Raw genomic sequence first — 15,479 nt, 5'->3', positions numbered from 1 at the left:
CTGATCTAATTACTAATACTTTTACAAACTAACTACAGTAGTGCATATGAATAATATACCTGATAACGATTTTTTAGCATTAACTCGTCAAAACCAATTCAATCTAGCTCCATTTTCCGTTGAACATGACACCTGTATAGTACAAGTTTGGGACACTGGGGTTATCTATTTTTGTCCAAAACATCTAAGCTACAGCAAGAGCAGCAAGCGCCCAAAAGCGATTGTGTTATCGAGTGCAATACACGGAAACGAAACCGCACCAATTGAAATCTGCAATGACATCATTACTGGTTTGTTAACTAATACAATCAACTTAATCCATCCAACTTTATTCATATACGGTAATCCTCCGTCTATTAATATTGGCGAACGTTTTGTTGAAGAGAACTTAAATCGATTATTCAGCGGAATGCAAAAGGGCAAAACACCTTTAGCGCGCGATGAAAACAAAGAACAAATAAGAGCGGCAAAGCTAGAGGGCTTTGTGACTGAATTTTTCCAAAAGCATATTAATGCTGAACGTACTCATTACGACTTGCATACGGCCATTAGAGACTCCGCACACGAGAAGTTTGCTGTATATCCATTTATAGACGGCAAGCCGTGGGATAAAGAACAGTTTGAAATAGTAAAAAGTATGGGCGTAACCACGTTTTTACTTATGCAAAAACCCGCAACCACATTCAGCTATTATTCTTCCAATATACATGGCGCTAGCTCATTTACTATCGAACTTGGCAAAGTAAGACCTTTTGGCGAAAACGACCAAACTAAATTTGCAGCAACTAAAGCAACATTGATTAACTTAATTTGTGGTGTTGAAGTAGATACCGCCAAGTTTGACCCAAGCGCGTATCAATTTATGTCGGTACACAAAGAGGTGGTTAAGCATAATGAGTCGTTCAAATTAACCTTTGCTGACGATGTCGCTAACTTTACCGCGTTTAACCAAGGTGATGTGTTTGCTACAGAAGATGGAACTGAAATAAAAGCGGATCAAAATGGCGAAGCTATCGTATTTCCTAATGCTCATGTTGCTAATGGACAGAGAGCTTTACTTACCGTAGTTCCTACTAATATTGAAGACAATTTGATTTAGCTACGTCTACTAAAATCAATAACTTTTGCAGTAATATAAAGCTTCTAATTTTTTAAATTAGGGGCTTTTTTATTTAAAGATATAAACATCTAACTTTACGAATTAACACCTTTAAAAACAAAGTGGCAATTATTGTTAACACTTTCCATTTCTAAACTATTTACTCTAAATTTCCCCAAAATTGAAATGGCTAATCGCTCAGCGTAGAGTCGCCTTCAGAATGGTTTTTAACCATGACAGTCAAATAATAAAGTAATAAAAATTACAATAATAATATTCAGCACATGGACCTTATCTCGTCGGTCAAAAATAAAAACATGATGCCTGAAAATAGGAGTACTTTATCAATGGGTAAACTGAACAATGTAGAGAATCCCAACAACATAAATTCAAGCGATACATTGTCGCTCGAGTTTGTATCCGAACATGCATTATCAATCCCGTCATTTAAGATGATGGACGCTAATGGTGATATTTACAAAGGCGCGGTTAAATCCACCATGGATAAAAAAACGGCTTTGCGTATTTATCAAACTATGCGTTTTGTAAGAATACTCGATGAACGTATGTTAGCGGCACAGCGTCAGGGGCGTATTAGTTTTTATATGCAATGCCTTGGTGAAGAAGCCGCCGTTACTGCAAGTGCAGCGGCGCTTGAAGACAAAGACATGATTTTTGCTCAATACCGTGAACAAGCTGCTTTAGCGTATCGTGGTTTTTCTCTTGAAAACTTTATGAACCAAAACTTCTCAAATGAAAAAGATTTAGGCAAAGGCCGTCAAATGCCTATTCATTATGGTTCTAAAGAATTGAATTATATGACCATATCTTCGCCGCTTGGTACTCAGATACCACAAGCAACAGGTTACGCTTACGGACAAAAGTTAGACGGTGAGGGCGCATGCTCTATTTGTTACTTTGGTGAAGGTGCCGCCTCAGAAGGCGATTTTCACGCAGGGCTAAATATGGCGGCGGTACATAAAGCGCCCGTTTTGTTTTTTGCCCGTAACAACGGTTACGCAATCTCAACACCGGCCAGCGAACAATTTAAAGGAGACGGCATTGCTTGTCGTGGTGTTGGATATGGTATGAAAGCAATCCGTGTGGACGGTGTTGATACTTTGGCGGTTTATGAAGCGGTAAAAATGGCTCGTGACTATGCCGTTACCAATAATGAACCTGTGTTAATAGAGTCTATCGCTTATCGATTAGCCGCTCATTCAAGCTCGGATGATCCAAGTGGTTATCGTTCTAAAGATGAAGAAGAAAATTTCCGTAAAAACTGCCCAATAGCACGTTTTAAATCTTACCTATTAAAACAAGGTTGGTTAGACGAAGCTCAAGACGAAAAAGCCAAAGATGAAATTCGCCAACAAGTATTAGATGCTCTTAAAACATCTGAGAAAATAGAAGTTCCAGCTCTGGAAGAACTTGTTACCGATGTTTATGAACAAGTGCCACCGCACTTACAGCGTCAATACGAGCAACTTAAACAACATGTAATTAAATATCCAGAAGCCTATCCTGCGACTGCCTCAAGAATAGTATCAAATACACCGGAGGCTAAATAATGGCTAAAATGAATATGTTACAAGCCATCAACTCTGCGCTCATCATTGCTATGGAAGAGGACACACGTTCTTGTGTATTTGGAGAAGACGTTGGCCATTTTGGTGGTGTGTTTAGAGCAACAAGTGGCTTACAAGAAAAATTTGGTAAAGACCGCGTGTTTAATACGCCGTTGGTAGAACAAGGTATTATTGGTTTTGCTAATGGTTTAGCGGCCTTAGGTTATACCACCATTGCTGAAATTCAATTTGCCGATTATATCTTTCCGGCGTTTGACCAAATTGTAAATGAAACCGCTAAATTCCGATATCGTTCAGGTAACGAATTTAACGTAGGAAATTTAGTTATTCGTACGCCTTATGGTGGTGGTATTGCTGGAGGTTTATACCATTCACAATCTCCCGAAGCTTATTTTGCACACACGCCAGGTTTGCAACTGGTATTTCCGCGTAATGCCTATCAAGCAAAAGGGTTGTTAACTTCATGTATTGAGTCCAACGACCCAGTTATCTTCTTTGAACCCAAACGACTTTACCGTGCATCTGTTGGCGAAGTACCAGAAGAAAAGTATTCAATTCCGTTGGGCAAAGCTGAAGTGGTAAAACAAGGTTCAGACATCACCTTATTAGCCTGGGGGGCACAGGTTGAGATAATAGAAAAAGCAGCAGCTATGGCAGAACTAGAAGGTATTTCTTGTGAAATCATTGACTTACGCACCGTGTTACCTTGGGATTTAGAGACTGTGGTTAATTCAGTGTTAAAAACAGGGCGATTAATTGTGTCACAAGAAGCACCAGTGACCGCTGGTTTTTCGTCTGAAATTAGCGCAACTATCCAGCAAGAATGCTTTTTACATCTTGAGTCTCCAATAGATAGAGTGTGCGGATTAGATACTCCATACCCGTTAGCCCATGAAAAAGAATATATGGCCGATCACCTAAAAGTTTACGAAGCCATTAAGCGCTCTGTTAATTACTAGCCAAGAGGAATTTATAATGAGTAAAGATTTTATATTGCCTGATATTGGCGAAGGTATTGTTGAGTGTGAAGTGGTTGAATGGCTTGTTCGTGAAGGTGATGAGATCAAAGAAGATCAACCGGTTTGTGATGTAATGACGGACAAAGCCTTAGTGCAAATTCCAGCAATGAGTGATGGTGTTATCACTAAGCTATATTATAAAAAGGGTGAAGTAGCACAAGTCCACGCACCTTTGTTTGCTGTATCGTCCGCACAAGAAGCCCAACAAGAGTTAACACCATCACAAGGTGTTGTTGAGCAGATCATGGACAAAACACCAATTTCATTAGCTAATTCTCTTAAGAATGAAGTCATTGAAGACTTTTTATTACCTGATATTGGAGAGGGAATTGTTGAATGTGAAGTGGTTGAGTGGTTGGTTGTTGAAGGCGAAGAAGTAAAAGAAGACCAAGCCATTTGTGATGTGATGACAGATAAAGCATTGGTACAAATACCGTCTAAATCTGACGGTGTTATTTATAAACTCTATTATGAAAAAGGTGAAATTGCCGAAGTTCATAAACCATTATTTTCTATAGCCGTTGATAGCTTAACATCAAGTAATACAAGCCTAAAGAATGAAAAAACCAACAGTCAGTTAATCAACAAGACAGGTGGTCACTTAGAAAGTACTGCGATAAAACAGGATCCTATTAAGTTTTGTCAAAATACAGGTGAGGATCATTCCGATCTGGCAATTAGCAACGTTGTGCCAATTGCCTCAGCTTCAAATAAAGCGGTAGCGTCACCAGCCGTTAGACGTTTAGCTCGTGAAATGAATTTAGATATTCGAACTGTAAATGGTTCTGGTGCAAAAGGCCGAGTATTTAAGCAAGATTTAATAGCTCATGCACAAGCACAACCTACATTTGTTGCAGCGTCAATTATACATTCAGAAACCGAAAGTAAGACAGAGACTCAGGCTAAATCAAGTCCTCAACAGAGTCTCGGATCATCTAATGTTAAGCCAATTAAAGGTATTGAAGCGGTCATGGCAAAAGCCATGCAAAACTCAGTTTCTACAATTCCACATTTTACCTTTTCAGATGAAATAGATTTAACTGAGTTAGTTAAGTTACGTAAACAGTTGAAATTTGAATATGAACAACAAGGCATTAAATTAACTATGATGCCATTTTTTATGAAAGCCATGTCATTGGCCATAAAGCAATTTCCAGTATTAAACTCACAACCAAATGAAGATTGTACTGAATTGACCTACTTTAACGATCATAATATTGGAATGGCGGTTGACTCTAAAATAGGCTTATTAGTACCTAATATTAAATCTTGTCAAACCAAGAGTATTAAAGACATTGCTATCGCCGTGATGGAAATGACTGAATTAGCTAGAGAAGGTCGTTTGCCGCCAGATAAATTAAAAGGCGGCACCATTTCCATATCAAATATTGGGGCATTAGGTGGAACAACGGCAACCCCAATTATTAATAAACCAGAAGTAGCAATTGTGGCATTAGGAAAAATGCAGACCTTACCGCGATTTGATGACAATGGTGAAGTACAGGCTCGTCAATTAATGCAGGTAAGTTGGTCTGGCGACCATCGAGTAATTGATGGTGGTACGATTGCTCGGTTTAATAACCTTTGGACTCAATATTTGCAAAACCCGAGCTCAATGTTTATGGACTTGATTTAGCAGCTTACTTTATTTTGGCGAATGCGGTTGGCTAAAATATTGACTAAATCATGTTATTAAAAGTGTTGATGTTGAAATGCCCAGTTGTGTAAAAATAGCTGGGCATTTTTTTCAAATATGTCTAAAACGACTAAATACAAGATAAAACCATTAATGCCATACTTAAAATCTAGATTATTAAGGTAATACATAGCGTTGGAATCAAATTTAAAAAACTTTTACATCTCCGATGAACAATCTATTTATTTGTTATCAGCCAATGATGCCAAAAAACTAAGAGATTGGGTTGAGCTGTGCAAAACTCAGCTGCAAAAAATGGGTTATTCACAAGTAGAAATGATAGGTAAAGGCGCTTATGGTTTCGTTTTTGTTGGTACAGACAAAAAACAAACTGAACGGGTATTTAAATTCTCTCGTATTACCTTGCCGCAAAACGTTAGAGAACGTTTAGAAGAAGAAGGGTATATGTTAAACCTTCTTTCTCATCCTAATATTCCAAGGTTTATCGCATTTGAGAATATTAAAAAACAAGGCATATTGGTTATGCAGCGTGGCCAAGGAATTGACTTACACGAGTTGTCCAAATTACGTGGTCGTTTGCCAGTACGGATTGTAATCAAAATTGCTATTCAGTTAGCCAATATTATTAAATATTTACGGCACTTCACTATGTTAGCTGCTAATAATCCGAACGCGATTAATAGACATGGTGAGAGAAAACCAATTGTACACGGTGATATTAAACCTTCTAACTTAATGTGGGACGAAGAAACAGAAGTCCTATCATTAATCGATTGGGGTTCTTGTGTTTTTGCTCAGTTAGATGAAAATGCCCAACCTATTGCCAATAATGTGATGGAACTAATGTCAGCCGACATGCAAAATACCAATGCTCGTTTAGGTGATGTTTATTTTATTGGTGATGATCAGCTTAATGGCGGTTTATCTAATTCACGGTTTGATGAGCAAGGCGCAGCAGCGACCTTATATGCCATAGCGTCAAATCAGAACTGTCGATACGGTTACAATGCAATTCCTCCGTCATCTTTAGGATTACCAAAAGCTTTCGCTCAGACCCTTACTCATTTACTGAGTCACAATGTTGAAGATCCACAAGCACAACTAATAGCTGGCGATCAGTTTATTCAACAAGTTCAGCAAATGGAAAGTTGGTTTTTACCTGAACTTGAACTGCAGCCAGAGTTAGCTTATATCCCAATATGGAACAAACGTGCACAGAGTAAGTTAGATACCGTAGTGTACTCGTCACGTAAATCTTTTTTACGACAGCAGGGCATTCATAGCGCACTTTACGGGATTAAAGATGCTCAGCTAGATAAGTATTACAAAAACTACTTACAAGGTATGGGAGACAATGAGAAGGCGTTTGTTGCTGCGGTAAGTCGGTTAAGCGAATTTCCAATTGTTGGCGGCTTTGCTATTCATTGGTTGCCAGATGGAATGTATGTCGACTCAAACCTTAATTTATTTGATGATGTGTATCGTAAAAGCGTAACCGAAACCGTAAATAACATTATTGATATTGCACGGGCATTAGATTTACGAGAAGGCACATTTAAAAGCTGCTTGTTTGATGCTAAAAATACTATTCATGTGGAACGTAAAAATGAACAAGAGCATTTTGAGTTAAAACAAATACCATCTATTCCATTTGAAGTGACGCATGTACCGCAGATGGAAGAAGGTAAACATCATTCTTACTTTGAAGATGGCGACGACCCAGATGAACGTTTACAGCTACCTAAACAAATTATGCTTCACATTATAGCGTTAAACGAAATTCGCCATACCGGTTGTATTATTTTTGAAGCACTACCTAAACATCTTAAAATTCACAATTATTATAACTTGTTAGATAAAAGCAAAGTGGCTGAGTTTGAATTCCATCTTAAGGGCATTTTAACAAACCTTAAGTATATAAATGGCGTTGGTGTATCTGGCTTTATGAAACTGCCGTATAAAGATGCAAAGATGTTTTCCTATCAAGATTGCAGAGCTGAGTTATATTACCCACAAAACCCAAAATCATTTATAAAAAAGTAACCAAAGTTATTTAACGGCCATTATTGTGTTGAATTGTTCTCTTAAATCAATTGCACGCTTTTGATGAGCTTTACCTATTGGCATGCCATCTACAATTTTAAATACGTTTTTACAACGGTCAATGTAAGACCATTTTAGCTTGGTATTCATTTTCATCAGTTCGATAAGTGCTTGAGCTAGATTTAATGCGCTACCTGTATTCATAGGTGCAATAATCAAAGATTTTTCAAATAAGTCATTAGCTTCTTTAAAGTTTCCATGAGTGAATGCTTCAATACCTTTCTTATTCAGTAGTTTAACGCTTGTTATTTGATCTTTAGCCATATCCTGGGCGTCAACAATCATCTTTTTAGTAAAGTCATCTAACTCGATATCTAATTCTTTTATTTGGTTTACATACTCTAATGCGTTATCAAACTCACCAATTTTTAACATTAATGAAATGCTATCGGCTAATAAATCTGCTGGAAATTGAAAGTCGGTATCGTTAAATTTATTAGTCAGTTCAGAGAAAGACTTCTTCGCTTTCAAATTTAAACCATTAACTGAGTCAAGCCGTGCTAGGCATAATTGTTCAAAGTCTTCTTGATTTAAGTCGGTAAAAGATGAGCTATCACGTTTAGATTGTTGTAATACGTATAAAGCGTGTTGATTAAATTTACGCTTTTTCTTGTCGTCATCTTCTAAATCAACAATATCAATGATATTCCTAATATGATTTAGTAAATGGCGATAATCTTTCTTAAAAGAATAAGAGGTTAAGTCGACCACTTGATTACAGGCTTTAATTGAAGACTCAAAGTCATTGTTTAATTTGGCCACGGCGCTTAATTTATATTGGCGCGGAACTGAAAAAGGCGATTTTTCGATACCAGAACGAACCCAATCGTAAGCTTGTTCAATATCACCTTTAGCCAGATAACAATCTGTGATCACATCGTAAGCCTCAAGATTCATCTTACTTTGTAATACGGCTTCTTTAGCAAATTTAATAGCTGGTAAGTATTTTTTCTCTTCTTTAAGTATTTTTGATTTAAAAATCAACGCCCAATTTAATCGTTTCTTTTCTAAAAATTCATCTAAATAATCGCTTAATTCACTATAACGTTCTAGTTCGAATAAGACCTGTGCTTTGTATTTGTTAGAGGTTGCTTTGTATCTTGGGTAGTTTTCTATAATGTCGTCAATTACAACAAGGGCGTTTTCATAATCGTTAGCGTTCATGCTGATATAAAAGGGCACAAATACTTGTTTTTTAAGCCAAGATTTAGCAACTCGTTGTAGCAATAGGTTTTGAGAAAATGGTTTAACGATATAATCGTCTGGTAATACTTCTAATGCACCAACAACGGTGGTGGCTTGACTTTCACCGGTAACTAAAAGGCAAATGCTAGGATCTGGGATTAATTTACGTTCTTTAATTTCTTCAAACAACTGACGGCCATTTCTACCATCACCTAAGTTGTAATCAATAAACAAAATGTCATATCGGTTTTTCCCACACTCAATAATGGCGGCTTCACCTGATTGGGCCACTGAAATTGTATCCACACCGAGATCTTTTAACATTCCACGAAGCATGATTTGAAATGGCTTTTGATCATCAATTATGAGTATGTTCTTACCGCTAAAAATACTATTTGAACGCAAATTCTACTACTTAAATATAAGTTATCTATGACCATTCTTGTAATATTACAGATAAATACAAGTGTTATTTCAAATTAATTATTTATAACGAGTCAGTTTACATGAAATGAGAGTGATTTATGGAGGTGATAAGTCAGGTTGAATATAGGCTTGAACGTGATTTAACCACTCATACTCAAATCCATTAAGGTAAGGATCAAAAAAGCCGATGTTAATTGCTTAACATCGGCTTATCGAATAAGTGGTGGAGGGAGATGGATTCGAACCATCGAAGGCTGAGCCGTCAGATTTACAGTCTGATCCCTTTGGCCACTCGGGAACCCCTCCACTTGAGGTTGTGCATAATACCTATTTATTTTTCCCTGTAAACAAAAAAAATACATTTTTTGTTTAACTGCTGATTTTATGCTCATAAGACACAAAAAGTGATTAAATCCCCTTATTTAACCCCTAATTATTAAAGCTTTTTACTTCACAGCCGATTATATATTCAGACACATAAAAAAGACGTTGTAATGCAAACAGAATTTAATGAAACAGTTATAAAACCAATCAATGCCATACGGGAATCTTCTGTATATTCTGGCATTCAAAATTCGGTTCAAACTAAAGATGCGTCTACCTTTAGTTTACTTTTAGCTATGGTTACTAAAGATGCATTGGAATTAGATGAATTTCATTTACCACGTAATAAACCGCTAAAAACAGTATCTGACTTAGAAAAAACATTTCATATTGTTCCGCAAAAACTAGTTGAGAAAGCAAACAACCAGCAAGATTTATTACTGAACGAATTAGTAAGTTCAGGCAATAGAGAAAGTCTTACGTTGTTTCTCAAGGTACACCCTCAAGCTTTTATCACTACAAATGATGATATTAAGACAACGGGTAATTTACCTAAGGAAGTTTATAATAATTTAGATATCAACCAGCAAGCTAAGTTATATCAAGATATTGAGAGACAAGCAGATATCAATGATAAACATACTGAAGACAATGCAAAAACTATCACAACTGCAAAGCCTACAGGAATGGACAAAGGATATGTAGAGATGGATATCGATTCTTGGTTTAGCGCTTTAGAGCAATCAAGAAATTTCAGTAAAGTTGCTTAATTCATTACAATGTTTCTTCAGGACGTAAAGTCATAACCTCATAACCCGATGATGTAACTAAAATAGTATGTTCCCATTGTGCTGAAAGCTTTCTATCCTTAGTGATCACAGTCCAACCATCATTTTTTTGTTTCACTTTAAATGAACCTTGATTAATCATAGGTTCAATTGTAAACACCATACCTTCTTGCAAAACAATACCAGTATTAGGTTTACCTACATGTAAGATTTGTGGCTCTTCATGCATTTCAACGCCAATACCATGGCCACAATATTCTCGTACTACACTAAATCCATTTTTTTCCGCATGAATTTGAATAGCGTGACCGATATCACCTAATGTATTTCCTGGTTTGACAGATTGAATACCTTTCCACATAGCTTGATAAGTAACATCAACTAACTTTTTTGCGATAGGCAGTATGTTACCAATTGTGTACATTTTACTGCTGTCAGCTATATAACCATTTTTTTCTAATGTGATATCAATATTAACAATATCGCGTTCTTTGAGCTTTTTGCCAGTGGAAGGAACACCATGACAAACAACCTCATTAATTGAACAGTTTAATACATACTGATAACCATATTGACCTTTACTTGCAGGTCTAGAGTGCAATTGATTAACAATATAATCCTCAACAAAGTCATTGATTTCCATTGTCGTAATACCAGCTTTGATATAGTTATCTAATACTGAGAATACACTGGCTAGCAATCTTCCAGACTCACGCATTAACATAATCTCTTCTTGAGATTTTATCTGTATGTTACTCATTGACTAGTTTCACCATAGCTACATTTTGAGTTTGCATTTCTCGCTTAAGAATTTCTTCATATGTCAAAGTTGGATTCTGTTCAGCCAGTCGACCAATTTTCAACCAAAATTCAGCTTGTGAATTAATTGACCTTTCCATTACAGAACTATTTTTTCTAACTTCTTCATGAAGTTCGTCTGAAATTTTTACTATTCCCATTACATTCACCAGTATATGATTTACTACATTTTGTAGTGTAACGTATTCTATTTGTGTTTTCTACTAGAGATCCTCAATGTGGACTTTGCTAAATTCAATTTAAATAAATACTTAAATGGCATAACTAAAGTCATTAGATCAATTTCATTTATTTTAATTCTCGTTATAATCAATCGCCTAATAACTCAATTATTTAGCTATTTATCTATGATCCGTCGTATTACAAAACAAGAAATAGTATCGGTTACGGTTTCAAAATTCTGCAAGGAACTAAAAACGTACACCGCAACCAATGGTTCTCGCTTTACTGGCGAGATGGATACGTCTTATTCTGCCCGTATTTCACAAGCGACCGACAACAGTATCTATCAGGCTTTGCCACAAGGTATTTTATTTCCCCGTAATACTGACGATATTTTGGTGCTTACTGAGTTAGCCAATCAGGATAAATATCTGTCATTACGTTTCTCGCCAAAAGGCGGTGGTACAGGCACGAACGGTCAATCATTAACGGATCATTTAATTGTTGATATGTCGCGCCATATGCGTGAGATATTAGAAATCAACGTAGAGCAGAAATGGGTTAGGGTACAAACGGGCGTTATTAAAGATCAATTAAACGACTTTTTACGTCCTTATGGCTTTTTCTTTGCACCAGATTTATCAACCTCCAACCGCGCAACCATAGGCGGCATGGTAAATACCGATGCATCAGGGCAAGGTTCTTTGGTTTACGGTAAAACCAGCGACCATGTTCTTGAATTAGAAGCGGTAACAATATCAGGCGACAAGTTATGCACCATGGACATGCCAGTAGTTGATGCTCAAGCGTTAGCAAATGGTAGTAGCGCATTAAGTGGCATCTACAAACAAGTACTGGATACTTGTACCAATCAAAGAGAGAACATTTTAAGCACGTTCCCTAGGCTTAACCGATTCTTAACAGGCTACGACCTTGAACACGTGTTTAATGAAGATATGAGCCGTTTTAACTTGTCTCGTATTCTTACTGGCTCAGAAGGTACATTAGCCTTTATCACTGAAGCTAAGTTAAACATTACGCCAATCGCCAAATATAAAACTATGGTGAATGTTAAATACGACAATTTTGACTCAGCCCTTAGAAATTCACCATTCTTAGTTGAAGCTAATGCGACTTCGGTAGAAACCGTTGACTCCAAGGTTTTAAATTTAGCTAAACAAGATGTGGTTTGGGATTCAGTATCAGATTTGATCACAGATGTGCCAAATCAAACCATGAATGGTCTTAATATTGTTGAATATAATGATGAAGATGCTGAAAACCAAAAACAAAAAATACAACACCTATGTAAACGCTTAGACGCTCTCATTGCTAACAATAATGAAAATGGGGTGATCGGGTATCAAATAATTGAAGACTTAAGCGCCATTAACAAAATTTATGGTATGCGCAAAAAGGCCGTTGGTTTATTAGGGAATGCTAAATCGACTAAAAAACCAATCGCCTTTGTAGAAGACACTGCCGTACCACCTGAACATTTAGCAGACTTTATTGCCGAATTTAGAGCTTTATTAGACAGTCACGAACTTGATTACGGTATGTTTGGTCATGTTGATGCGGGTGTATTACATGTAAGACCGGCACTTGATTTAAGCGACCCAAAACAAGAACAGTTACTTCGCGTTGTTTCCGATCAAGTTGTGAAGCTCACAGCCAAATATAAAGGTTTAATGTGGGGCGAGCATGGCCGAGGTTATAGAAGTGAATATGGTCCAGAATTTTTTGGGGAAACCTTATTTAACGAACTGAGAAAAGTTAAAACCAGCTTTGACCCAAGTAACCGATTAAACCCAGGCAAGATTTGTACGCCAATTGATTCTAGCGATAAACTAGTATCTGTTGATGGTGTTAAACGTGCGCACTTTGATAAACAAATTCCGCTTTCTGTGGTCGAAAATTTTGAAACTACGGTAAATTGTAATGGTAATGGCCTTTGTTTTAATTACGACGTAAACAGTCCTATGTGTCCGTCGTACAAGCACTCAAAAGACCGTGCATTTTCTCCCAAAGGTAGAGCGAACCTAATGCGAGAGTGGATTAGGCTCCAAGGTGAAAGTATTACCAACGAACAGCTTATTCGGTCACGCGATACCATATTCCAATTAATGACCTTGCCATATAAAGCATTCAGAAGCTTAGGTGCAAAAATGGGCGTGTACGATTACAGCCATGAAGTAAAACACTCAATGGATAATTGTTTAGCTTGTAAAGCGTGTAGCACTGCATGCCCAATTAAAGTGGATGTACCAAGTTTTAGAGCTAAGTTTTTAGACATGTATCATCAACGTTACTTCAGACCGCTAAGTGATTATCTGGTGGCTAATATTGAGCATTTATTACCAACCTTAGCAAAAACACCAAAGCTAAGTAATTTGATAATGAACAATCCTGTATCAGCTTGGGCAACACGTAATATTGTTGGCTACTTGGACGCTCCTTTGTTTAGTGAATACTTAAATTCAAACTTAAAAGACGAGTTTAAGTTCAGTAAAAACAAGATAGAAGCCTTGTCTGAGTCTGAACAAGCAAAAGCGGTTTTCATTGTACAAGACCCGTTCACTAGCTTTTATGAATCTCAGTTATTGCTCGATACGGTAACAGCATTAAAAGGGCTAGGGTTTATGCCTTTTGTTTTACCCTTTAAAGAAAACGGTAAACCTGCACACGTAAAAGGCTTTTTAGCTAAATTTAAACGTACAGCTTCAAAAGCTAGCGTGTTCTACAACAAAATAGCCAAGTACAACACCCCTATGGTCGGAATGGACGCATCTTTGGTATTTGCTTACCGAGATGAATACATTGAAGCCTTAGGCGCTGACAAGGTGAACTACAAGGTGAGTTTGTTAAGTGAATGGTTATGGCAACAAGATTTTGCTTTGTCATCAGATACTCTAGCAACCATTGCTAACAATGAAACTCAACAGTTTAACTTAATGACACACTGTACTGAAAAGTCAGTGTTACCAAATATAAACACTCAGTGGCAAACCATTTTCAGCAAGTTAAATATGAATATTAAACCTATTAACACAGGTTGTTGTGGTATGGCTGGGACATTTGGCCATGAAGCCAAGAACCAACAAGCGTCAAGTGACATTTATGCACTAAGCTGGAAACCTGCGTTACAACAAGCAGATGAAAATCCAATACTCGTTACAGGTTTTTCTTGTCGAAGCCAAGTTAAACGTTATGAAAGCCAAAAACTTAAACATCCAATTCAGGTAGTGGCTGAATTGTTTAAATAACAAAACGACTAAGTCTAACAGGGAGTTTTTGGACTTTCGTCAATTTTAAGTGTTTCCATACGATGAGCATGAAAATAGACAATGAAAGGGGACATAACGTCCCCCAGTAAAAGTTGAATTACCCGATTTTGTCAGAGCTAATATGTACTAGCTAAAGCATGTTAGTTGCTTTGATTATTTTCCCTAAGTCTAGTAAATCTAAATCTGTAAATTCAGAGTTACTGTCAATTAACTTTTGCTCTAACTTATCAGTTTGTTCCATTTTTTTGCAGTACACTTCGAATCTCATTTCAAACAACTTAGATTTCTCTTCTAATTCTTGTTCAGCCTTACTTTCAACCTCGTCAAAATCTCCAAGTAGCCCTGAAAGATCATTTCCCATATCAATACTAGAATCATCAATAGTAGGTTCACTGAAACTCGACATAAGACCAGGTAACATATCTTCAACCATTACATCAATGAAGTCCCCAATACTTCCACCATCGTCGTCTGCTTTTTCATCTCCCCAAGTAACTGAAAACTCTCCTTTCTTAATAAAATAACTGTCAATTTTATCAACGGATTCATTCCTAATTTCTTGTTGTACCTCAGTGAACTTCTTGTCAGTTTCTTCGATATCAATCAATGGCCCAAATTCAGCCTTAAAAGTTTCACGCATAAGGCCAACTGCTTCTATCGACATTTCTACTTGTTCTGGTATTACGTTACGAATAGAGGTGGCGTATTCAATGAGCATTTTTTGTTGTTCATTACTAAGGCTTATGTCTTCACCTTTGATAAATAAACTTTTATCTTGATAAATTTCAACTAAGGTTTCATCACCTTTAAGGATACGGATATGTTCAGGCGTAACGGATAAGTCATTTTTTATCGATAAGTTACATTGATCGTTATCGTAATCACTGGCCATCACTGTTGAGCTGCTAAAAAATAACCCCGCAAGTAAGATACAAGGTAAAGTAGAACTCGTGGTTTTACGGCTTAAAATATTCATTAAACATTCTCCAATAAAATGTTGTTTAGGTGAAATTATATTTAC

At 36.8% G+C, this 15,479-nt stretch carries 11 protein-coding genes and 1 tRNA gene; 7 read left to right on the top strand and 5 right to left on the bottom strand.

The genetic code is table 11. The features are described 5' to 3' along the window. The first annotated feature begins 46 nt into the window (after nucleotides 1–46). The 5 genes from astE (at nucleotide 47) to Q0940_RS00155 (ending at nucleotide 7,407) form a co-directional block, all read left to right on the top strand. On the top strand, nucleotides 47–1,099 hold the full coding sequence (gene astE / locus Q0940_RS00175) for a succinylglutamate desuccinylase (RefSeq protein ID WP_299262463.1): 1,053 nt from the start codon (nucleotides 47–49) through the stop codon (nucleotides 1,097–1,099). 347 nt (nucleotides 1,100–1,446) lie between these two features. Further along, nucleotides 1,447–2,670, top strand: coding sequence for a thiamine pyrophosphate-dependent dehydrogenase E1 component subunit alpha (locus Q0940_RS00170; RefSeq protein WP_299262461.1), 1,224 nt, complete (start codon nucleotides 1,447–1,449; stop codon nucleotides 2,668–2,670). After that, nucleotides 2,670–3,647: a transketolase C-terminal domain-containing protein gene (locus Q0940_RS00165; RefSeq protein ID WP_299262459.1), complete on the top strand. Its 978-nt coding sequence runs from the start codon at nucleotides 2,670–2,672 to the stop codon at nucleotides 3,645–3,647. The genes Q0940_RS00170 and Q0940_RS00165 overlap by 1 nt, the downstream gene beginning before the upstream one ends. A 16-nt stretch (nucleotides 3,648–3,663) precedes the next feature. Beyond that, complete coding sequence (locus Q0940_RS00160) at nucleotides 3,664–5,343, top strand: dihydrolipoyllysine-residue acetyltransferase (protein WP_299262456.1); 1,680 nt, start codon at nucleotides 3,664–3,666, stop codon at nucleotides 5,341–5,343. Nucleotides 5,344–5,532: 189 nt separating this feature from the next. Continuing rightward, nucleotides 5,533–7,407 (top strand): phosphotransferase, encoded by a 1,875-nt coding sequence (locus Q0940_RS00155; protein WP_299263294.1) that lies wholly within the window; start codon nucleotides 5,533–5,535, stop codon nucleotides 7,405–7,407. A 6-nt stretch (nucleotides 7,408–7,413) separates the two neighbouring features. Here the strand turns inward: Q0940_RS00155 and Q0940_RS00150 are convergent, their stop codons facing one another. Continuing rightward, complete coding sequence (locus Q0940_RS00150; RefSeq protein ID WP_299262453.1) at nucleotides 7,414–9,057, bottom strand: response regulator; 1,644 nt, start codon at nucleotides 9,055–9,057, stop codon at nucleotides 7,414–7,416. A 242-nt stretch (nucleotides 9,058–9,299) separates the two neighbouring features. Further along, a tRNA-Tyr gene (locus Q0940_RS00145) sits at nucleotides 9,300–9,384 on the bottom strand. 188 nt (nucleotides 9,385–9,572) lie between these two features. Here Q0940_RS00145 and Q0940_RS00140 point away from each other — a divergent pair. Next, a complete protein-coding gene (locus tag Q0940_RS00140; RefSeq protein ID WP_299262451.1) occupies nucleotides 9,573–10,172 on the top strand; it encodes a VC2046/SO_2500 family protein in 600 nt (199 codons plus the stop codon). A gap of 4 nt (nucleotides 10,173–10,176) precedes the next feature. Here Q0940_RS00140 and map read toward each other — a convergent pair whose 3' ends face one another. Further along, nucleotides 10,177–10,950 carry a type I methionyl aminopeptidase gene (gene map / locus Q0940_RS00135; RefSeq protein WP_299262448.1) on the bottom strand — a complete coding sequence of 258 codons (774 nt, stop codon included), beginning with the start codon at nucleotides 10,948–10,950 and terminating at the stop codon, nucleotides 10,177–10,179. Then, nucleotides 10,943–11,149 (bottom strand): ParD-like family protein, encoded by a 207-nt coding sequence (locus tag Q0940_RS00130; protein WP_299262445.1) that lies wholly within the window; start codon nucleotides 11,147–11,149, stop codon nucleotides 10,943–10,945. The genes map and Q0940_RS00130 overlap by 8 nt, the downstream gene beginning before the upstream one ends. Nucleotides 11,150–11,356: 207 nt before the next feature. Between Q0940_RS00130 and Q0940_RS00125 the strand changes: the two genes are divergently transcribed. Next, nucleotides 11,357–14,437 (top strand): FAD-binding and (Fe-S)-binding domain-containing protein, encoded by a 3,081-nt coding sequence (locus tag Q0940_RS00125; RefSeq protein WP_299262442.1) that lies wholly within the window; start codon nucleotides 11,357–11,359, stop codon nucleotides 14,435–14,437. 151 nt (nucleotides 14,438–14,588) lie between these two features. Here Q0940_RS00125 and Q0940_RS00120 read toward each other — a convergent pair whose 3' ends face one another. After that, nucleotides 14,589–15,434, bottom strand: a complete 846-nt coding sequence (locus Q0940_RS00120; RefSeq protein ID WP_299262439.1) for a DUF2884 family protein — start codon at nucleotides 15,432–15,434, stop codon at nucleotides 14,589–14,591. Between the last annotated feature and the right edge of the window lie 45 nt (nucleotides 15,435–15,479).

Source organism: uncultured Psychrosphaera sp. (genome assembly GCF_947500655.1).
Classification (GTDB): Bacteria; Pseudomonadota; Gammaproteobacteria; order Enterobacterales; family Alteromonadaceae; genus Psychrosphaera.
Note: the sequence above shows the minus strand (reverse complement) of the source record. Positions and strands in the feature narration are given on the sequence as shown.